21 protein-coding genes are annotated in these 20,524 nt (G+C 71.5%); 18 read left to right on the forward strand and 3 right to left on the reverse strand.

The features are described from left to right. Nucleotides 1-119: 119 nt before the first annotated feature. Both AC0NZQ_RS14305 and AC0NZQ_RS14310 read right to left on the reverse strand, forming a co-directional pair. Entirely contained in the window at nucleotides 120-626 is a 507-nt protein-coding gene (locus AC0NZQ_RS14305; RefSeq protein WP_474530539.1) for an ATP-binding protein, read from the reverse strand. Next, nucleotides 623-1,084 carry an STAS domain-containing protein gene (locus AC0NZQ_RS14310; RefSeq protein WP_474530540.1) on the reverse strand — a complete coding sequence of 154 codons (462 nt, stop codon included), beginning with the start codon at nucleotides 1,082-1,084 and terminating at the stop codon, nucleotides 623-625. Before AC0NZQ_RS14310 ends, AC0NZQ_RS14305 begins: the two co-directional genes overlap by 4 nt. Nucleotides 1,085-1,310: 226 nt before the next feature. Between AC0NZQ_RS14310 and AC0NZQ_RS14315 the strand changes: the two genes are divergently transcribed. From AC0NZQ_RS14315 to AC0NZQ_RS14330, 4 genes are all read left to right on the forward strand, one after another. Further along, complete coding sequence (locus AC0NZQ_RS14315) at nucleotides 1,311-3,596, forward strand: SpoIIE family protein phosphatase (RefSeq protein WP_474530541.1); 2,286 nt, start codon at nucleotides 1,311-1,313, stop codon at nucleotides 3,594-3,596. Nucleotides 3,597-3,659: 63 nt separating this feature from the next. Then, nucleotides 3,660-4,061, forward strand: coding sequence for a hypothetical protein (locus AC0NZQ_RS14320; RefSeq protein WP_474530542.1), 402 nt, complete (start codon nucleotides 3,660-3,662; stop codon nucleotides 4,059-4,061). Nucleotides 4,062-4,145: 84 nt separating this feature from the next. Beyond that, nucleotides 4,146-5,447: an HNH endonuclease signature motif containing protein gene (locus AC0NZQ_RS14325; protein WP_474530543.1), complete on the forward strand. Its 1,302-nt coding sequence runs from the start codon at nucleotides 4,146-4,148 to the stop codon at nucleotides 5,445-5,447. A gap of 133 nt (nucleotides 5,448-5,580) precedes the next feature. Next, a complete protein-coding gene (locus AC0NZQ_RS14330; RefSeq protein WP_474530544.1) occupies nucleotides 5,581-6,018 on the forward strand; it encodes a VOC family protein in 438 nt (145 codons plus the stop codon). A gap of 15 nt (nucleotides 6,019-6,033) precedes the next feature. Here AC0NZQ_RS14330 and AC0NZQ_RS14335 read toward each other — a convergent pair whose 3' ends face one another. Continuing rightward, complete coding sequence (locus tag AC0NZQ_RS14335) at nucleotides 6,034-6,720, reverse strand: hypothetical protein (protein ID WP_474530545.1); 687 nt, start codon at nucleotides 6,718-6,720, stop codon at nucleotides 6,034-6,036. Nucleotides 6,721-6,773: 53 nt separating this feature from the next. Between AC0NZQ_RS14335 and AC0NZQ_RS14340 the strand changes: the two genes are divergently transcribed. The 14 genes from AC0NZQ_RS14340 (at nucleotide 6,774) to AC0NZQ_RS14405 (ending at nucleotide 20,458) form a co-directional block, all read left to right on the forward strand. Beyond that, on the forward strand, nucleotides 6,774-7,442 hold the full coding sequence (locus AC0NZQ_RS14340; RefSeq protein WP_474530546.1) for a septum formation family protein: 669 nt from the start codon (nucleotides 6,774-6,776) through the stop codon (nucleotides 7,440-7,442). Between the two features lie 61 nt (nucleotides 7,443-7,503). Continuing rightward, nucleotides 7,504-7,890, forward strand: coding sequence for a DUF4280 domain-containing protein (locus AC0NZQ_RS14345; RefSeq protein WP_474530547.1), 387 nt, complete (start codon nucleotides 7,504-7,506; stop codon nucleotides 7,888-7,890). A gap of 197 nt (nucleotides 7,891-8,087) precedes the next feature. Next, complete coding sequence (locus tag AC0NZQ_RS14350; protein ID WP_474530548.1) at nucleotides 8,088-9,659, forward strand: phage tail sheath family protein; 1,572 nt, start codon at nucleotides 8,088-8,090, stop codon at nucleotides 9,657-9,659. A 50-nt stretch (nucleotides 9,660-9,709) separates the two neighbouring features. Further along, entirely contained in the window at nucleotides 9,710-10,186 is a 477-nt protein-coding gene (locus AC0NZQ_RS14355) for a phage tail protein (RefSeq protein ID WP_474530549.1), read from the forward strand. A 42-nt stretch (nucleotides 10,187-10,228) separates the two neighbouring features. Then, nucleotides 10,229-10,720, forward strand: coding sequence for a hypothetical protein (locus AC0NZQ_RS14360; RefSeq protein WP_474530550.1), 492 nt, complete (start codon nucleotides 10,229-10,231; stop codon nucleotides 10,718-10,720). Nucleotides 10,721-10,733: 13 nt separating this feature from the next. Continuing rightward, a complete protein-coding gene (locus AC0NZQ_RS14365) occupies nucleotides 10,734-10,907 on the forward strand; it encodes a DUF6760 family protein (protein WP_474530551.1) in 174 nt (57 codons plus the stop codon). Between the two features lie 33 nt (nucleotides 10,908-10,940). Beyond that, a complete protein-coding gene (locus AC0NZQ_RS14370) occupies nucleotides 10,941-11,462 on the forward strand; it encodes a phage tail protein (RefSeq protein ID WP_474530552.1) in 522 nt (173 codons plus the stop codon). A 19-nt stretch (nucleotides 11,463-11,481) separates the two neighbouring features. Next, complete coding sequence (locus AC0NZQ_RS14375) at nucleotides 11,482-14,121, forward strand: hypothetical protein (protein WP_474530553.1); 2,640 nt, start codon at nucleotides 11,482-11,484, stop codon at nucleotides 14,119-14,121. Beyond that, nucleotides 14,121-14,819 carry a CIS tube protein gene (locus AC0NZQ_RS14380; RefSeq protein ID WP_474530554.1) on the forward strand — a complete coding sequence of 233 codons (699 nt, stop codon included), beginning with the start codon at nucleotides 14,121-14,123 and terminating at the stop codon, nucleotides 14,817-14,819. The genes AC0NZQ_RS14375 and AC0NZQ_RS14380 overlap by 1 nt, the downstream gene beginning before the upstream one ends. A 15-nt stretch (nucleotides 14,820-14,834) precedes the next feature. Next, nucleotides 14,835-16,601 carry a phage baseplate assembly protein V gene (locus tag AC0NZQ_RS14385; RefSeq protein ID WP_474530555.1) on the forward strand — a complete coding sequence of 589 codons (1,767 nt, stop codon included), beginning with the start codon at nucleotides 14,835-14,837 and terminating at the stop codon, nucleotides 16,599-16,601. A 13-nt stretch (nucleotides 16,602-16,614) separates the two neighbouring features. Continuing rightward, nucleotides 16,615-17,067: a GPW/gp25 family protein gene (locus AC0NZQ_RS14390; protein WP_474531404.1), complete on the forward strand. Its 453-nt coding sequence runs from the start codon at nucleotides 16,615-16,617 to the stop codon at nucleotides 17,065-17,067. A gap of 9 nt (nucleotides 17,068-17,076) precedes the next feature. Then, nucleotides 17,077-19,032 carry a putative baseplate assembly protein gene (locus AC0NZQ_RS14395; protein ID WP_474530556.1) on the forward strand — a complete coding sequence of 652 codons (1,956 nt, stop codon included), beginning with the start codon at nucleotides 17,077-17,079 and terminating at the stop codon, nucleotides 19,030-19,032. Further along, complete coding sequence (locus AC0NZQ_RS14400) at nucleotides 19,029-19,619, forward strand: phage tail protein (protein WP_474530557.1); 591 nt, start codon at nucleotides 19,029-19,031, stop codon at nucleotides 19,617-19,619. The genes AC0NZQ_RS14395 and AC0NZQ_RS14400 overlap by 4 nt, the downstream gene beginning before the upstream one ends. After that, complete coding sequence (locus AC0NZQ_RS14405) at nucleotides 19,616-20,458, forward strand: hypothetical protein (RefSeq protein ID WP_474530559.1); 843 nt, start codon at nucleotides 19,616-19,618, stop codon at nucleotides 20,456-20,458. Before AC0NZQ_RS14400 ends, AC0NZQ_RS14405 begins: the two co-directional genes overlap by 4 nt. Nucleotides 20,459-20,524 lie beyond the last annotated feature (66 nt).

Consider the following 20,524-nt stretch of genomic DNA (forward strand, 5'->3'; position numbering starts at 1 on the left):
GTGGACGATGCGGCCGTCCGGCGCGACCACCACAGCGCCGGCCGGAAGCAGCGCGCGCAGGTCCGCGGGGAGCTCGGGACGGGCCCGGTCGGTGGTGGTCTGACCGGACGGGACGGCGGTCAGCTCGCCGACCGCGCCTGCTCGACGCCGGACGCGCGGCGATTCTCGGCCACCTCGGGGACGCTGCCCCGGTGGCCGGACATCGACAGCACGTCGGCATCGGAGGTGCGCGATCCCTCGCCGGGCAGCGGCAGGCGGAACCAGATGACCTTGCCGGCTCCGTCGGTACGCACGCCCCAGGCCACACTCACCGCGGCCACGATGTGCATGCCGCGGCCGCTGGTGGCCTCCAGCGGTGCCGCGACCGCGGGCTGCTGCGGGACCATCGTCGGCACGCCGTCGTGAACCTCGACCAGGACGGCATCGTCGTCGCGTCGCACGCTGATCGCCACGTCGGTGCCGGCGTGGCAGACGGCGTTGGTGACGATCTCGCTGACGCAGAGCTGGGCGTCGTCGACCAGCTGCTCGAGATCCCAGTCCAGCAGCACGTCCCGGACGAAGTGGCGCCCGCTGCGGACGCTGCCGAGGTCCGCGGCGAAGTTGCCGGAGCGTTCGTGTCCGCTCATGTCGGTGCGCCCCCGTGCCGATGGGTTCCGCCCGGCCGGGTGGTGCCGGAGCGTCGCCGTGCCGCTGCGCCCTCGCGCAGCTCGCCGTAGCTCGACTCGTCGTCCGGGCGCAGCGCCGACGGCGAGCCGCGCAGCGCCGCGTCCAGCGAGGTGTACTGCGGCAGCGCGTCGGTCAGGCCGCAGATGACGATGACCCGACGGATCAGATGGTGCGTGTAGACGACGCGCAGCCAGCCGTTGCCGGCCACCACCGATCGGTAGGCCTTGACCAGGGCACGGACGACCGACGAGTCGACGAAGGAGACGCCCAACATGTCGACGACGATGTGCCGGTGACCGTCGCCGACGGCGCGGTCCAGGTCGGCTGCCCAACCCTCGTCGGAGGCGTCCAGCTCGCCGTCGACGACGATGACGACGGGCGTGCCGTCGTGACCGTCGTGGTCGGTGCCGGAGTCCATACCCCCGACTCTAAGGGGTCGTCGGCGTTCCCGTGTCCCCGAGCGGCCGGGGCGGCATGGATGCGGCGGGAAAGCGCTGACCGCCGGAGCCCCTGCGCGTCCGGGCCCCGCGAGCGATCGGTTGTGCTTGACTTGTGCGTCCAGCGTGAGGAAAGCCACGTAGAGGGGGAGTCGTGTCGACGCAGGCCACCCGACCCCAGCGGGCCGCCGGAGCGGGCGCCGCGGCGTGAGCGGACCCCTACCGCCGGGGCCGATCCCCGTCGCCGGTGACGTCTCGGGCGCCGACGCCCTGGTCGCCCCCGGCACCCCGATCGACCTGGACAACTGCGCCCGCGAGCCGATCCACGTGCCGGGCAGCATCCAGCCCCGAGGCGTGCTGCTCGTCCTCAGCGAGCCGGATTTCGTCGTCCGGCAGGTGAGCGTCAACGTTGCCGAGCTGCTCGGCTGCCCGGTCGAGCAGGCGCTGCAGGCGCCGGTGGAGGTCGTGGTGGGGCCAGGCCCCGCGGCCGAGATCCGCCGCTTCGCCGCCTCGTTCAGTGACCTGCGCGCCCGCAACCCCCTCGAGCTCATCGTCTCGGTGGGGGATCGGCCGGAGTCCTTCGACGCCATCCTGCATCGCGACGGCCAGGGGATGCTCTTCGTGGAGCTCGAGCTGGCCGACGGTCCGCGCCCGTTCTCCTTCCCGAACACCTACCAGGCGGTGCGGGACGCGGTCGCGGACCTCAACAACACCGTCGAGACGCTGGCCCTCTACGAGCTGACGGCCCGGACGGTGCGCGAGCTCACCGGCTTCGACCGGGTGATGGTCTATCGCTACGACGAGGACTACAACGGCGAGGTCGTGGCCGAGGCGAAGCGCGACGGCCTCAACTCCTTCCTGGGGCTGCACTACCCGGCCAGCGACATCCCGGCGCAGGCCAGGGCGCTGTACGAGAAGAGCTGGCTGCGGCTCATCTCCGACGTCGGCTACTCGCCGTCGCCGATCGTCCCCACGCTGAACCCGGTGACCGGCGCTCCGCTCGATCTCACGCACGCGACGCTGCGCAGCGTCTCGCCTGTCCACATCGAGTACCTGCAGAACATGGGCGTGAGCGCGTCGATGTCGATCTCGCTGCTGCGCGACGGCGCGCTGTGGGGGCTGATCGCGTGCCACCACTACTCGGGACCGCATCTGCCGCCCTACGGCACGCGCGCGGCGGCGGAGTTCCTCGGTTCGACGCTGTCGCTGCGCCTGGTCGACCGCATCAACGACGACGAGTTCCGCGCCCGGCTGGAGTCCCAGGCCGTCCTCGCCAAGTTGACGGCGGCGACGGTCGACGACACCGAGACCCTGGGGACGGCGTTGGGCGGTGCGCCGGACGTCCGTGACCTGATTGCGGCTGACGGAGCCGTCATCTCCGTCAGCGACGAGCAGCACCTGCTGGGGCGCGTCCCCTCCGCCGAGGAGGTGGCCGCCGTCGTGGCGTGGGCGCGCGAGAGCGGGAACGGCGTCGTCACTACCGACCACCTGCGGGACGTGCTGGGCGAGGCGGCGCCGGCGCCGGAGCTGGCCAGCGGCGCCATGGCCGTGCTGCTGCCCGACGATCGTCATCTGGTGTGGTTCCGGGCCGAGGCCCACCGCTCGGTCGACTGGGGCGGCGACCCGCACAACAAGGCCATCGCGGTCGCCGAGGGCGACGAGGTGCGCCTGAGCCCCCGGAAGTCCTTCGAGCGGTGGAGCGAGGTCGTCCGCGACCGCAGCCTGCCGTGGACGGCGCAGGAGCGCGAACTTGGTGAGCAGCTGCGCCGGGTGACGGTCGAGGCGATGTACCGGCGGGCCCGCAGCGAGCTGCGGCTCGCCGAGAATCTGCAGCACAACCTGCAGCCGCGGTTGCCGGTGGTCCCGGACTGGGACCTCACGACGCACTACGAGCCGGCCGAGGGTGGACGCGTCGGTGGCGACTGGTGCGACGCCGTCGTCCTGCCGGGGGAGCGGCTCGCGGTGGTGCTCGGCGATGTCGCCGGCCATGGCCTGCCGGCGGCCGGGACGATGGCGCAGCTGTCCAACGTGCTGCGGGCGTACCTCTTCGACGGCCACGACCCCGCGACGGCGATCGACAAGACCAACGACTTCACGGTCCGGCTGCTGCCCGGTTCCTTCGCGACGCTCTTCGTGGCCACGGTCGATCTCGCGAACGGGGAGGTCTCGGCGGTGAGTGCGGGGCACCCGCTGCCCTTCGTCGGACGCACCGGACTGCCCCGCTCCGCCCCGCTGCACATCTCGCCGCCGCTCGGCGTCCAGGGTGCGGTCTATCGCGCCAGCTCCTTCGCCATCGAGCCCGGCGAGGTCATGGTCCTCTTCTCCGACGGTCTCATCGAGCGCCGTGGGGAGGCCATCGACGTCGGACGGGACCGGCTGGCTACCGCCCTCAGCACGCTCTACGCGCCGGCCGCCGCCGACGTCCGCGCCGCCGTCAGCCGGGACAGCTCCATCGACGACGCCACCGTTGTCGCACTGCGCCGTCCGCTCTGATCCGATCGGCTGAGCCGCGTAAAAGGATTGTCCGGGCCCGACCGTCTCGTGGACCCTGTGGTCGTGACCAGGCGTCGTCCGGAGTCGTTCGCGCAGACCGTCGCGCGGGTGACGGCACAGCCGAGCCGGGCGCCGCGGGTGCCCGTCGGCCGACATGCCGGAGTCTGGGGCGACCCGGCCGGGACGGCCTACGCGATCGTCGACGCGGAACTCGCCCCGGCGGCGGCGCTGCGGTTGGCGCGGCAGGGGGCGCGGGTCGTCTTCGACGCCTGCGGCTGCGGCGGCACCGAGTGCCGGTTGGACTGGCTCTCGGACGACGACGTGCGCCGGCTCGCCGCCGGTGGTGTCGCGCCGGTCCGTCATGGCGCCCCGCACGGTCGCGCCGAGCTGGAGCACTGGCGCAGTGAGACCGGCCGGGACCTGATCGTGACCGCGGTCGACGTCTCCTGGGGCGACCGCATCTGAGGTCTGGTCGCCGGGGTTGGTACGTGGGTGGTCTTGCGGCTGCCACGTCCGGAATTGTCGTACTCCTGTTCGATAATCGTGGGTATGACGACAGCGGCGGTCTGTGACGGGTTGTCGCTGTCGGCTGCGCAGGGCGAGGTCGATGTGCTGTTGGACGCGGAGTTGTCGCTGGTCTGCACTGACGAGTTGTTGGGGTCGTGGCGTGAGCTGGAGCGGTTGCGGAATCGTCTTGCTGCGGTGGAGCACCGGTTCGTGGTCGAGGCGGAGTCGCGGGGGTTGCCGTGGGAGTTCTCGGCTCGGGACATGGCGGGGTTTGTGCGTGGTCTGTTGCGGGTGGATCCGCGGGAGGCGGCGGGTCGGGTGCGGGCGGCGGAGGCTGCGGCGGGTCGGGTCTCGTTGACGGGCGACCGGGCGGCCGCGCCGTTCCCGCTGGTGGCGGCAGCACAGGCTGAGGGGAGCATGTCGCCACGCCATGCCGCGGTGATCACCCGGTGCGTGGACGGGTTGCCGGCCGAGGTGCAGGCCGTGCACGGGGCGCAGGTCGAGGCTGATCTGGTCGGGTTCGCCCGAGACTTCGATCCGCACGAGCTGGGTCGGTTGGCGGCCCGGACGAGGGCGTTGCTGGATCAGGACGGGGCGCTGGTCGACGTGGCGTGTCGGGAGCGGCAGCGGGACTTCACGATCCGGCAGCGTCCGGACGGGTCGGCCTCGATCAGCGGGGAAGCGACTGCGGAGCTGGCCGAGCGGCTGCTCACGGTCCTGGATTCGCTGGCGCGTCCGAAGCCCGCAGCCGACGGGGTGAAAGACCCCCGTCATGCCGGGCAACGCCACCACGACGCGCTGCTGGACGTGCTCGGGCTGGTGGCGCGGGCCGAACTGCTCCCCGACGTCGCCGGGATCACCACCACCGTGCTGTTGACCATGCCCGCCCGGGCATGGGCCAGCGGTGACGGTGCCGCCGTCACCGGGCACGGCGCGATCATCCCCGCCCCGGAAGCCAGAAGGATCGCCGGCGGCGACGCCCGGGTCATGACCATCACCCTCGACGAGCACGGCGCCCCGGCCGGCCGGACCGACACCCGCCGCCTCTTCACCGAGAACCAGCGCCTCGTCATCGCCGCCCGCGACGGCGGATGCACGTTCCCGGGCTGTGACGTGCCGATCGCCTGGTGCCAGGTCAACCACATCACCCCCTGGGCACGAGGCGGCCGGACCAGCATCGACAACGGCGCCCTCCTGTGCGGCCACCACCACCGCACCTTCGAAAGCCAAGGCTGGCAAGCCGTCATGATCAACAACCGGCCCGGCTACCTCCCCCCACCCTGGATCGACCCCCAACGCAGACCCCGCTACAACCATCGCATCCGGCCTCCGGATCGCCAATAGCGCTGTTCTGCGCAAAAACGGTGGTCGTGTGGAGCCGTGTCCGTTGTGTTGCGGCAGCGGCCCGCGATCAGGGCAATCGAGGCGGTTACTCGACCGCGGATTGCGCACAACTCAGGTGGGGTAAGGCTGAGGCATGGCACTCGTGAACAGCTCTGGCTATGCCCATGTCCGTCTGACCGTCACCGACATCGCGGTGTCGAAGGCGTTCTACGACGACATCTTCGGCTGGCCTGCGGCAGTCGACGCCTCCGACCGCGTCGACGAGCCAGGGGTGCGCGAGTCGCAGCAGGACTTCTACGGCGGGACCGTCTACCAGACGCCGTCGGGCGCTCTCTTCGGTCTGCGCCCCGTGGCTCCGGCGGGCCAGGCCTTCGACTCCGAACACACCGGGCTCGACCACGTCAGTTTCCTGGTCGACTCGCGGTCCGACCTCGTCACCGCGCGCGACGCCCTGGACGCCAAGGGAGTGCCGCACGGCGAGGTCACCGACTTGGCCGACGCCGGGATCGCGATCCTCTCGTTCAGCGACCCGGACGGCGTCCACCTCGAACTCACTGCGCCGCTGGACTGATGGCGGGCTGGCGCCTCAGCTCTTGCTGTCGTCGCCCAAGTCCGCGAACGGATCGTCGCTGCTGTCGGACGCGGTGTCGCTGGTGAGGTCGGCGAAGGGGTCGTCGTCCGTGCTGGTGTTGGACGCGCTGTCGCTGGTGAGGTCGGCGAAGGGGTCGTCGTCCGCGCTGTCGCTGGTGAGGTCGGCGAACGGATCGTCGCTGGTGTCGGTGGAGCTGGTGAGGTCGGCGAACGGGTCGTCGTCCGTGCTGTCGCTGGTGAGGTCGGCGAACGGATCGTCGCTGGTGTCGGTGGAGCTGGTGAGGTCGGCGAAGGGGTCGTCGTCCGAGCTGCTGGCGTCCGAGCTGGTGAGGTCACCGAACGGGTCGTCGTCCGAGGACGAGCTGGCGTCGCCGAACAGGTCGTCCGACGACGAGCTGTCGGAGTCGTCGTCGAGGTCGAAGGACGACGACGAGTCGTCGTCGCCGAAGCTGAAACCGCCCGAGTCGTCATCGTCGTCGGACTTCTCGGAGATGACCTCGACATAGTCGTCGACGTGCACCGAGAGCCAGTTGCCCGAGCCGTAGAGCGCGAGCAGCTGCGGTTTGGCGGAGATGATCGACAGGTCGCCACCCTCGACGTTGAACTTCACGCCCTGGGCGTAGACCTCGCGCGTCGACGGAGCCCCTACGTCGTCGCGACCTATGACGACGGTGATAGCCATGGCGCGCATACTAGCCACGCCTCGGAGCGGTAGGACAGACTCCGGTCGCCAACATGGCAAGCCCTCGAGAGCAGGACGACGAACGCGTGATCACCTCCCGAACCACCGACGTGCGCCCCCGGCGCACCCGCCGGCAGGTGGTCCGCAGGCCCCTCCTCGCGGCGGTCCTTCCCCTCGTCGTCGCCCTCGTGGCGACCGGGTGCAGCGGGGACGACGGCACCGAGGACATCTCGGTGTTCTCGGTCAAGGCCGGGCAGTGCTTCACCGCGCCCCCCTCGGTCAAGGTGCAGCTCTCGTCGCTGCAGCGGACCCCCTGCGACAAGCCGCACACGCTGGAGGCCTACGCCGTCGCGCAGTACATCCCCGCCGGGGCGAAGGCGCCGTCACGGCCGCGGACCTCGCTGCCGGCCGTACCCACCGCGGTGCCCTCGAAACTGCCGACCGCCAAGCCGACCAAACCCTCGTTGGCCGCGCCCTCGGCCTCGTTCGCGACCGACGGCAACTACCCCGGCGAGGACGTGCTGAGCAAGTTCGCCGACGGCACCTGCGCGCAGCGCTTCGGCGAATACGTCGGCGTCGACTACCTGGACTCCAAGCTCTTCTTCACCTACCTGCTGCCCTCGGCCCGCAGCTGGGAACAGGCCGCCGACCGCAACGTTCTCTGCTTCGTCACGACGACGGGCGGCAAGCTCTCGGCATCGGTCAAGGGATCCAAGCGCTGAGTTCGCGTCGGGGGACCCATGGTCCCTGGACACCGCCGCGGCGGGGGAGTAGTCACTGACCATGCCGATCAATGTCACGCAGACCGCCATGCTGACCTGTTCGTTCGGCATGGCGCCCGCGACGCTCTCGCCGCTGCCGACCTCGCGGGTGATGATCGAGGGAAAGCCGGCAGCGACGATCATGGACTCGGCGCCGGTCGTCAACATCCCGCCCTTCGGCATGTGCTCGACGCTGTCGAACCCCACGGTGGCGGCGGCGACGACAGCCGCGCTCGGCGTCCTCACGCCGATGCCGTGCGTCCCGGTGACGACGCCGTGGTCGCCGGGCGCGCCGACGACCATGATCGGCGGCAAGCCGGCGCTGGCCGCCGGCTCGGTCTGCAATTGCGCCTGGGGTGGCGTGATCACGATCAGCTTCCCCGGTGCGGTCCGCACGCAGTCCAACTGAGTCCGCGCCCGCCCTGGCGGGGGCCGCTCGCGGTGGCCGAAAGTCCCGAATAATTCCGTCGCCCCCCGGAACGCGGGTGCCCTGGAAATTGGGGGCTTCCGAGCCTGCCGAAAAAGCGGCGAACCGGTATACCCTTCGGCCGCATCGACCAAACTTTGCACGGTCTTAACTGTCGAACCGCCAGATCGGAGTAGCCCATGCCCACGTATGCCGCGCCGGGTGTGTACGTCGAGGAGGTCCCCTCCTCTCAGAAAGTCCTGACTGCGTCACCCACCGCAATCGCGGCGTTCGTCGGTTTCACCGCGAGCTTCCCGACTGACGACCCCAACGACCCGCAGGGTGTCGCCCCGCGCCTGGTCACCAGCTGGTCGCAGTTCGAGGCGCTCTACGGTGGCTTCGCGCCGAACTGCGTGTTGCCGATGTCCGTCTACGGCTACTTCGCCAACGGCGGCTCCATCGCCTACATCTGCCGCATCCCCAACACCGACCCGTCCGGGGAGCCCTCGCGCCTGGCGCTGCCGGCCTCCGACCGCGCGCTCGGCTCGCCGCTGCAGGTGGAGAGCGTCGACCCCGACGCCGACCTGGCGATCATCGTCGAGACCGACGACAACGACGACCCCGAGGCCGAGGGTCCCGCCACCTTCACGCTCTCGGTCGTCGAGAACAACGAGGTCGTCGAGCAGTACCCCGGCCTGACCTTCGGCGGCAGCAAGGACGCCAAGGCCGTCGTCAACAAGACCTCGACCAAGGTCAAGGTCGACCTGGACCTCGACAAGGGCGCCGACGTCAAGAATCAGCTCGAGCTGCTCAAGCCGGGCCGCTACACCCTGGAGAAGGCCGCGCCCAAGCCGGTCGAGGTCTCGGGCCGCAAGTTCGCCGGCTCGGAGTCGGCCCGTGCCGGCATCAACGGCCTGGCCATCGCCGAGGACGTCACCATGGTGATCGTCCCCGACCTGGTCACCGCCGCCACCAAGCAGGACGGCTCGGTCGACCTGAACATGTGGAAGGCCGTCCAGACCGCGCTGATCTCGCACTGCGAGCAGAACGGCAACCGCATGGCCGTCCTCGACGCGCCGCCCGGCATGACGCCGCAGCAGATCAAGGAGTGGCGCTCCGACGTCGCGATGTACGACTCGGCCTACGCCTCGCTCTACTACCCGTGGATCAAGGTCGAGAACCCGATCGGCAACAACGGCAACGCCGAGGTCTTCATCCCGCCGTCGGGCCACGTCGCCGGCGTCTGGGCGCGTACCGACGAGGAGCGCGGTGTCTGGAAGGCCCCGGCCAACGACACCATCCGTGGCGTCCTGGACATCGAGCGTGCCGTCACCCAGAACGAGCAGACGCTGCTCAACCCCATCGGCATCAACTGCATCCGGCCCTTCGGCACCCGCGGCATCCGCATCTGGGGTGCCCGCACCCTGTCGTCGGACTCCGACTGGCGCTACCTGAACGTCCGTCGCCTCTTCAACATGGTTGAGACGACGATCTCCGAGGGCACCCAGTGGGCCGTCTTCGAGCCGAACGACATGACGCTGTGGGAGGGCGTGAGCCGCACCCTCACCGGCTTCCTGCAGGGACTGTGGTCGGCGGGCGCGCTCGCCGGCGCCACCGCCGAGCAGGCGTTCTACGTCAAGTGCGACGCCGAGACCAACCCGCCGGAGTCGATCGACAACGGCCTGCTCGTCGTCGAGGTCGGCATCTCGCCGGTCAAGCCCGCCGAGTTCGTGGTCTTCCGCATCAGCCAGCAGAAGCAGTCCGCGGGCTGACGTCCGCTCCGTCCCCTCTCCCGCCCTCCTCCTGAAGATGGAGCCCGCTCGTGCCTAACGAACTCATCAGCAGCGACCCGATCGTCGCGCGCAACTTCTACCTGGAGATCGACGACGTCAAGCTCGTCCTCTCCGGCGTCTCCGGCCTGGAGATCGAGCTCGACGTCGTGCCGATCGCCCAGAACGGCCAGTTCGGCCGCCAGCAGCACATCAAGACCCTCGGCGGCCAGCTCAAGGCCAACGACATCACCATCACCCGTATGGCGCCCACCAGCGCCAAGGACGACGCGCTGTGGAAGTGGTTCCTGCGCATCCGTGCCGCGGGCATGAAGGCGACCGGCCGCGCGCTCACCCGCAAGAACGGCTCCATCGTGCTGTACGACAGCGCCTACGACGAGGTCGGTCGCTTCAACTTCTTCAACGGCTGGCCGAGCAAGATCGCCACCAGCGAGCTGAGCACCGACTCCAACGACCCGATGAAGGAGACCATCACCCTGGTGGTCGAGCGGGTCGAACGGATCAAGTAGTCCCCGTCCTGCCGTCTCGAGAGTTGAGCTGACACCGAATCGATGAGTGCTCTGAAGACCCGCTACGAGTTCACGCTGCCGCGTGGCTACGTCGACCAGAACGGCAACGTGCACACCACGGGCACGATGCGTCTGGCGACCGCCCGCGACGAACTGGACCCGCTGCGGGACCCCACGGTGTCCGGCCCGGACGACCCCCGGCTGACGATCCTCGTCCTCACCAGGGTCATCGAGTCGCTCGGGACGCTGGAGATGGTGACCTCCCACGACGTCGAGAACCTCTTCGCCGTCGACCTCGCCTTCCTGCAGGACTTCTACGGAGTGATCAACTTCGGCAGCCAGGCGGAGTACGAGGAGCTCATGCGGACGCAGGCGCAGACCGATCTGGTCGGTGGCGGGGGCCCTGCCCCCGCCACCGTCCCGGCACCGGAGCCCGCAGAGCAGCGGACCGACGGTGACGACGGCGGCTACCAGCCGCCGGAGCGGCCGCGGGTTCGGGCTGCGGTCGAGGAGATCCGACGCGAGTCGCAGTAGGTGACCGACCGTGATGCGCTATCCCACCGACGCGATCTGGCAGGAGATCGCCTATCTGGCCTATCACCTGCACTGGCCGCTGGAGACACTGCTCGACCTCGAGCACATGGATCGGGTGCGGATGGTGCGGGCCGTCGTCTCGTTGAACGAACGGGCCTGGCAGGCGGTGCGTGAATATGCGCAGTAATGCGCACAGCAGCGAGCGGGGAGGTGCCCGGTAGTGGCCGGCAAGAACATCACCGAGTACGACAAGGCCTGGCGTGCCAGCGTCCCCAAGCAGGCGACGCTGCTCAACGGCGGCGAACCCGCGGTCGCCAACAGCTTCCTGCTCGAGGTCGACAATGTCGAGATCGGGATCTTCAAGGAGGTCAAGGGCCTCGAGTTCTCGGTCGAGACCGACACCTTCACCGAGGGCGGCCAGAACAACTACCAGCACCGCTTCATCAAGCGGTTGACCTGGACCAACATCACCCTGCGCCGCGGGATGACCCAGGGCGACGCCCTCTTCCAGTGGGTGTCGCGGACCTCCGGCACCGGCTTCGCCGGCAAGGGCAACAAGCTCACCCTCTGCACCGGGGCGATCACGGCGATCAGCTACAGCGGCGACCGGCTGCGGGCCTGGAACTTCAAGGGCGCGGTTCCGGTGAAGTGGACCGGCCCCGAGTTCGGCGTCGAGAACAAGAACTCGCTCGAGGAAATGATCGAGATCGCCCACCAGGGCTTCACGAGCAAGACGTACTGAGCGCGGAAACGACCTGTCGATGACCGTCACGGACGACGCGACCCCCGACGCCGCCACCGGCGACGGGGGCGAGGGCGCACCCGGCGACGTCCTGGGTCCCGGCATGCTGCACCGGCTGCGGCTGCCCGGTCCGCCGGGGCGTGGCGACGGGGCGGGGCGGCGCCCGGCTCGGATCGGCAGCGTGGCCTCCGCCTCGTCGCGCTTCGCGACGGGCCTCGTCCGCTCGCCCGAGTCGCGCAGCCGGCTGCGCGGTCCGCAGACCGCCGAGGTCCAGACGATCCGGAGCGTCGCCGCCGCGCCGCCCCGCTGGTGGCATCCCGACCTGGTCCCGCAGGCGGCCGAGCAGGCTCCCGCGCCGCTGCCGCCCCGCGGGCTGCCCCGTGCCGTCCACCAGGTGCAGAACGAGGGCAATCGCATGCCCGGCGGCATCCTGGGCAGCCTGGTCTCCACGGTGGTCCCGGTACGGCGGATGGACGCCGTCGTCGCCGCCGGCCCGATGCTGACCTCGCACGACCGGCAGAAGCTCTCCGCCGCCGGCATCGGCCGCAGTGCGAGCGCCCCGCCGCCGCCAGCCGCGGGCTCGCCGGTGGGCTCGGCGGGCAGCGCCATCCGTCCTGCCGCGGTCCCGGTCCCCGCCCGCTCGACCGGGGCAGCGGAGGCTCCCGCCGGTCCGCCGCCGCCGCGGGCGGCCGCCGCCGAGCCCGCAGCCGCCGCAGCGCCACCCGCCGCGTCGACGCCCGCCGCCACGACGTCCGCCACGACACCCGCCACGTCGAGCGAGCCCGCGTCCTCGTCACAGGCGTCGGACGCCACCATGGCGGCGGCCCCGAGTCCGGTGGCGGTCGCCCCCGCGGACGCCGTGTCGTCGGGGGTCACCACGGCCGGGAGCGACGGCGCCGACGGCCCCGGTACTGACGGCCCCGGTGCCGCCGCGACCTCGCTGCTCACCCCGCGGTTCCGGCCGCAGCGGATGTCCCGGTTGGCGTCCGTGCGGGGGAGCGGGTCACTGCCGCGCAGTGTCGGCGCCCTGGCGCTGGCCGGCGGCGAGCCGCTGCCCAAGCCCACGAGCTCACCGTCGCCCGACGCCGCCCCGCACCTGCGCCCGCTGCCCCGGATGGTCGGCGGCGGCCACGCCGTGGCCACTGCCTCCCCGGCCGCCTCGGCCCCGGCGACCGGGATGCCGATGTGGTTCGGCGCGGGTCGTGCCGCCGGTGAGGCGTCGGCTGCAGAGATCACGCCGCTGCCTGCGCGTCCGGCGACGCCGGCGGCGACCGGGATCGGACGTCACCGAGCGGCCATCGAACTGCCGGGCGCTGCCCCGGAGGCAACGGCGGCCCAGGCGCCGGGCACGGCGGAGCCTCCGACGGCCCTCGCCGACTCGACTCCCGCACCGACCAGGTCGCCGGCCGACACCGACGCGGACACCGACCCAGCTGCCAGCGGCACTGTCGCGGGCGGGGCCACGGCCTCGCCGTCGAACTCCACCTCCCGCCGGCGCCGTCGCCGTGTCAGCGAACCGTTCGGCATCGGCCTGGCCACGGCCCGCGCCTTCCCCGCGGCGACGCAGGGTGGGGCGTCGGTGCGACCGGCGCTGGCGGCGGCCTCGCTGCCGGCGGTGTCCGGTGGCGGCAGCGCACTGGCCGGCCTCACCGGTGGCGTCGCGAGCCCGGAGGCTCCGCGGGTGCCCGGAGCCGTGGGCGGCTCCCGGCTCGCCTCGGCCCTGGCGCTGCCCGGCGGCCTCCCGCAGCGCGGCGCCGACGCGGCGGCGCCGACGGGTATCGCCACGCTCGCCGGCCGCAGCCGCGGGCTGAGCATGGGCGACCTGCTCGCCACCGCCCGCGGTCTCGACACCGCGGACCCCGCCGATGCCGGTGGCGAGGCCTCATCGCGCGCGCCGCTGGCGACGGCTTTCGGCACCGCCGAGCCGATAGTCCCGGCGGGTGCCGCTGCCGCTCCGGCACCCCCGCCCGCCGCCGCCGTGGACCCCGCCGGGGCCGACGACGACGCCGCTCCGACCGGAGCCTCCTCGCTGCTGGGTGCCGCACGCCGCCGCGCCGGTGCCCGGGCCGCCGCCGTCCCCGGCCGGGCCGCCGCCGCGGGCGCCGCTCTCGGCAGTGTCGCCGCGCCGGCCGGCAGCGCGGCCGCGCAGCTGCTCGCGCAGGGTCTCGGCGGTGCCATCGGAGGCCCGGCCACGCTCGGCTCGTCCGCCGCCGCGCTGGCGCAGCTGCCGGCGCCGCCGCCGGTGAGCATCCGCGCCGGCTCCGACGCCGCAGCGGCGGCGCTGCCACCGGCCCGCTCCGCGGCAGCTCTGGCGCGGCCGGGCGACGGCGGCCTGAAGCGGTCCCTCATCGACATCACGGCGGGTATGTTCGACGCCCTGCCCGCCGCAACCGACCCCATGTCGGGAGCAGGCGCGGCGGGTTCCGCGGCGGCCGCACTCTTCAGCGGAGGAAGCGACATGAGCGAGATGCAGCGGCACCTGCAGTCGGTGCGCGACGGCGGCCCGCCGGTCCCCGCCTCGGCCACGGCGGCGGTGTCGCCGCTGGACGACCCGGCGGTGATGAGCGAGCTCGTCGACCAGGTCGTCGAGCGGATCGAGGCCCGCGTGATCGACGAGCTGGAGCGGCGTGGACGCCGCCACACCCCCGGAGTGTTCTGATGGCCGATCCCGAGAAGGCGTATCTGAAGTTCGAGGACGGCGTGCGCATCCCGTGCATGTTCAACCCCGAGAAGTTCACGATCACCAAGACCAACAAGTGGCGCGCGGCCGGCGGCGGCGACCCGAGCATCCAGACCGAGCCGGGTGCGCCGGCGCGCCCCAAGGTCGCCCCGCTGATGGAGTTCGAAGGCGCCGAGTCCGCCAAGATCAGCAATCTTGAGCTGTGGTTCGACACCACCGACACCGGCCGACCGGTGACGCAGTACACCGACAAGATTCTCGGCCAGATGGAGATCAGCAAGAAGCTCTCCGGCCGCAGCCGCGCCAAGGGCAACGAGCGACCACCACTGGTCGTCTTCGGCTGGGGACAGATGACCTCCTTCCCCTGCGTGGTGAACTCCGCGTCGGTGTCGTTCGAGTTCTTCTCCAGCTCCGGGACGGCGCTGCGGGCCAAGGTCACGCTGGACCTCTCACAGGCCCGGCCGGTGGACGGCTACAAGCGGCAGAACCCGACCTCCGGCACGCCGATGCCGCACCGGCTGCACCGGGTGCAGCGCGGCGAGACCCTCGACCGCATCAGCGCCCAGTACTACGGCGACTCGACCCGGTGGCGCATGCTCGCCGCGGCCAACGGGATCGAGGATCCGCTGGGGCTACGTCCCGGCTCGCTCATCAGCGTGCCGGAGCTGGGCGCATGAGGGTGAGGTCGCACCGTGCCCAGTGACCTCTTTCCCGTCATCAAGAAGGGCGGCTCGGTCCTCAACGCCGCCTGGCTGAGCTCGCTGACCCATCTGCGGGTCGAGCGCGGGGTCGGGTTGGTCGGGCGGGCGACGCTGCGCTTCCTCGACACCGGGTACTCGCTGTCGGCCAGCAACACCTTCGCCCTCGGCAGCAGCGTGACCATCGAGGAGCCGGACTCCGGGTCGCTGCTCGAGGGCACGGTCACCGGCGTCAACCTGGAGCTCAACGCGGCGCAGATCCCGCAGCTGGTGGTGGTGATCGACGACGCCGCCTACAAGCTCATGCGCGGCACCGAGATCGCGACCTACCTCAACGGCACCTACACCTCCGTGCTGCAGAAGATCTGCTCCCGTCACGGGCTGCGCCCGGAGCTGCAGACCAGCTCGCTCACCATGGAGTACGTGCTGCAGGCCGGCACGGACATGGCCTTCCTGGACACCGTCTGCGAGCGCCTCGGCTACAGCTGGTTCGTCGACGACGGCAAGAAGCTCGTGGCCAAGAAGCTCAAGACCGGCTCGCCGGCCGCGACGCTCACCTTCGGCCTGGACCTCGACAGCTTCTCCGTCCGTGCCTCCGGGCTGCGGCCGACCGAGGTCAGCGTCCACGGCTGGGACCCCGACCAGCAGCGCGAGGTGACCGACACCAACCCGGCCACGCCGCCGTCCCGCCCGCCGGCTTTTCTCGCCGACTACGCCGGCAGCAAGCCGAGCCGGTCGCTCACCAAGTCGGCCACCTCCGTCGCCGACCGGCCGCCGCTGACCACCAGCGAGGCCAAGATGATGGCCGACGCGTACTTCGACGACTGGTCCGCGGCCGCCGTGGTGGCCCGGGGTCAGACCGACGTCGACGCCGACATCAAGCCCGGCGCGACGGTCCGGATCAAGGACGCGGGACCCACCTCCGGCGACTACCTGGTGACCTCGGTCGAGCACATCTGGACCCGGGGCGGCTTCATGACCCGCTTCGAGTGCGGTCCCCGCCGCCCCGCCGGGCTGGTGGACACCCTGGGACCGCGGCAGGCCGACCCCGGTTTCGCGATCTCGGGTCTGGTCGTCGCCGTCGTCACCGACGCCAACGACCCGGACACCGCCGGCCGGGTGAAGGTCCGCTACGCCGGCATCAACGGCCAGGTCGAGAGTCCGTGGGCGCGGGTGGTGACGCTCGGCGGCGGCAACGCCCGCGGTGCCGTCTTCAACCCCGAGGTCAACGACGAGGTGCTCGTCGGCTTCGAGCACAGCGACACCCGGCGTCCGGTCGTCCTCGGCGGGCTCTTCAGCAAGCGCAACACCCTGCCCAAGGGCGAGAGCTACGTCGCCAACGGCAAGGTCAACTACCGCCGCATCACGTCGCGGCTCAACCACATCGTCGAGCTCGCCGACGGCACCTCGCCGACGACGTCGCACATCCTGCTCAAGCACGGGACGGAGACCACGCACCGGCTGCGGCTCGGTGCCGACCGGTTCGACATCGAGGTCGGCTCGGGCAAGCCGCTGACGATCAAGGCGGGCACCGCCAAGTTCGACATCAGCAACTCCGGCGATGTCACCATCGAGGGCAACAACATCACGATCAAGGCCAAGGCGAACATCACCGTCGAGGGCGGGGCCAAAGCGACGGTGAAGGGCAACGCGTCGACCTCGGTCGAGGGTGCCTCGGTCGAGGTGAAGGCGAGCGCGAAGGCCTCGCTGGAGGCCGGTGGCATCACCACCGTCAAGGGCGCCACCGTGATGATCAACTGATGGGCGCGTGTTGATGAGCGACAACTTCCCGATGCGCCACGAGCCCGGTTCCTACCCCGGCCGGAGCGACTCGTCCTTCCTCGGCCGGGGATTCAGCTGGCCGCTGGAGGTCGACCACACCGGCTCGATCCGGATGACCTCGACCACCGAGGACATCGAGCGCTCGATGCGGATCATCCTCATGACGGCGCCGGGGGAGCGGGTCATGCGGCCGCGTTTCGGCTGCGAGATCTGGGACCTCGTCTTCGAGCCGGTCACCCCGAGCCTCTTCGGCCAGATCGCCAACGCCGTCTTCGAGGCCCTTGGCCAGTGGGAGCCGCGGGTCGAGGTCGACACCGTCACCCCACTCGGTGACGAGCAGGACTCCTCGCTGGTGCACGTCATGATCGAGTACCGGCTGCGGGACTCCAACGACCCGCGCAACCTGGTCTTCCCCTTCTACGTCATCCCGCACGAGTCGGAGTAACGAGCCGTCATGCCCCTTCCCGCACCCGACCTGGACGACCGCAAGTTCCAGGACATCGTCGACGAGGCCAAGCGGCTCATCCCGCGCTACTGCCCCGAGTGGACCAACCACAACGTCTCCGATCCCGGCGTCGCGCTCATCGAGCTCTTCGCCTGGATGAGCGAGATGGTGCTGTACCGGGTCAACCAGGTGCCCGAGCGGCTCTACGTCCACTTCCTCAACATGATCGGCATCGAGCCGTTCCCGCCCTCGGTCGCCCGGACCGACATCACGTTCTGGCTCTCGGCCGTGCTCGAGACCCCGGTCGTCGTCCCCGAGGGCACCCAGGTCATGACGACGGCCGGCGCCAGCAGCGGCTCGGGCGAGGCGGTCGTCTTCACCACCTCGCAGGACCTGGTGATCTCGCCACCCAAGCTGACGGGCGCGATGACCACGACCGTTCACGGCGACCGCGCCACCGACGTCTGGGACGGCATCCGCTACGACCCGCGTGGCGTGGCCTGCTTCGCCTCGCCGCAGCTCACCCCCGGCGACGCCTTCCTGCTCGGCTTTGCCGAGAGCCTCGCCGGCACCGCGCTGCGGCTGGGCATCGAGGCCGAGGCCGAGGGCATCGGTGTCGACCCCCGCAACCCGCCGCTGATCTGGGAGGTCTGGAACGGCGAGGCGTGGCTGGTCTGCCAGGTCACCGAGGACACCACCGGCGGCCTCAACCGTGGCGGCGAGGTGGTGCTACTCGTCCCGGTGGAGCACGAGCTGCTCACCGTGGGCAACCAGGCCGCCTACTGGCTGCGGGTGCGGCTGCTCAGCCCGGAGCAGGGCCAGCCCACCTACGCGGTGTCGCCGCGGGTCCGGACCATCGTCGCCGAGACCCTCGGCGGCACCGTCACCGCCGAGCACTCGGAGAACATCCCCGCCGAGATCGTCGGTCGCAGTGACGGCCGGCCGGGGCAGGCCTTCGAGGTCTCCCACACTCCGGTGCTGCCGCGGCGCGACGGCGAGCACCTCACCGTCACCGACCCCGACGGCACCGTCACCTGGACCGAGGTCCAGAACTTCGCGGCCTCCGGCCCGGACGACCTGCACTACGTCTGGGACTCCGGCAGCGGCATCATCCGCTTCGGGCCGCGGGTCCGCTACGCCGACGGCTCGGTACGCCAGCACGGACGCATCCCGCGCGACGGCGCCGAGATCACCGTCAGCGGCTACCGCCACGGCGGTGGTCAGCGCGGCAACGTCGGGGCGCGCACCCTCACCGTCATGCGCTCCACGGTGCCCTTCATCCGCACTGCGGTGAACCTGGCGCCGGCTCTGGGCGGTGTGGACGCCGAGACCACGGCCGAGGCGCGGGTCCGGGCGCCGCTGACGCTGCGCACCGGTCAGCGGGCCGTCACCGGCGGGGACTACGAACGGCTGACGCTGGAGAGCTCCGTGGAGGTGGCGCGGGCTCGCTGCCTGACCGCGTCGCGGGGCAACGGTGCGGTGCGGATGCTCGTCGTGCCGCAGGTGCGCGGCGATGCCACCACGCACGTCATCGACGACTTCGCGATCGCGCCGCCGCTGCTGCGCCGCATCGGCGAGCACCTCGACCAGCACCGCCTCGTCGGCACCTCGATCGAGATCGGCACGCCGTTCTACCAGGGCGTCTCCGTGGTCGGGCTGGTCCATGCCGGGCCGGGTCGGCCGGCGGCGCTGGTGCGGCAGCGGGTCATGGACGCGCTGGCCCGCTTCATCAACCCGCTCACCGGTGGTCCGGACGGCGCCGGCTGGCCCTTCGACGCCGACCTCAACAGCGCCGTCGTCTCGCAGCTCATCGAGACGGTGGAGGGTGTGGAGCGCATCGACGAGGTGCTGCTCTTCGAGTACGACCTGCGGACCCGGCAGCGGCTCGGCGTCGCCAAGGACGTCATCCGGCTGGACCAGCACTCGCTGTTCCTCTCGGCCCCGCACCAGATCGTCGTCCGATGACGAGTCTGGTGCCCCGCGGCAACTCCCCGGCGCTGCGGTCCGCCCCGCGCAGCCCGCACTGGATGCTCGACCAGCTGCCGGTCGGCATGCTCGACGGCGACTTCTTCGTCCGCTTCGTCAGCATCTTCCAGGAGCTCGGCACCAGCCTGCTCGAGGACGCGGACAACGTCGACAACGTCGCCGACGTGACCGTCGCCCCCGACGCGATGGTCCGCTGGCTGGGGTCGTGGATCGGTGGCGGCACCATCGACCCGTCCCTGCCGGTGGAGCTGCAGCGACGGGTCGTGACCAGCGCGGCGAAGACGCTGACCTGGCGGGGGACGGCGCACGGGTTGGCGCAGTTCCTGGAGCTGGCCAGCGGCGGTCCGGTCGATGTCCGTGACGGCGGCGGGGTCTGGGTCGACGGCGACGCCCCCACCGACACCGCGTGGGTGGTGATGGCCGTGCAGTCGACGGGCTGGATGCCCGAGGCCGACTTCGTCGCGCTGGTGCGCGACGAGGTCCCGGCGCACGTGCGCGCCGAGCTGTACGTCGGCGAGCGCCTGGTGTGGCAGTCCGACGCCGAGGACGCGGGAGACGGGTCATGACCGAACCGAGCACCGGGTCCTGGGGCACCTCGTCGTGGGGGGCATCGGCCGACGCCACCGACGAGACCGTCACCATGCCGGCCGTCCCCGCCGCGGAGCCGGGGCGGCACGCCCAGCTGCCCGACGCGCAGCCGGCGCAGCAGCAGACCAGCTACGGCACCATGTTCGAGCACCCGCCGTATGCCACCGAGGAGGCCCCGATGACGGTCGACGTCCCGGAGCAGGCGCCGCCGCGGCCGTCGCCGTACCCCGCCGCCGACGCCGGGCCCACGGCGGGGGAGTCGCCCGCGGCCCCGTCGGTCCCGGCGGCGTCGCCCAGCTACGCGAGCACCGGGTATGCGACCGAGTCCGCGCCGGCTCCGGTGGCCCCGCCACCGAGCGGGTCGGGGTCGAGCGAGACGGTGACCTGCCCCGAGTGCGGCGCGTCGCAGTTCGTGAACCTGAACCGCCGCGACGCCACCGACTTCTGCCGCCGGTGCGACTTCCCGCTCTTCTGGACGCCCTCGCGCGTCAGCCGGGAATGGAACACCAGCCGCAACGGTGAGTCGCTGCGCCGCCTGCCCGGCACCGGCGGCGCGACCCGGCTGGCCTCGCTCGCCTGCCCGCACTGCGCCGAGCGCAATCCGGCCACCGCCGAGCTCTGCGCCCGCTGCGGCCGGTCGATGCACCTCGAACCGCCGCCCCCCATGCCGGTGCCGGTCTACGTCCCGCCGCCGGCCCCCGCACCCGAGCCGGAGCCGAAGGCCGGCATCCCCTACTGGGTCTGGGTCATCGCCGGGGCCGCCGCCGCTGGCATCGCCTTCCTGGTGCTCTTCCTCGTGGGCGTCATCAGCTTCTGACGCGCACCCGGCTCTGCTGCCGGCAACGACGAACGCCGCCGCCTGATCACAGGCGGCGGCGTTCGT

It is taken from the genome of Jatrophihabitans sp. sgz311053, from assembly GCF_056135305.1.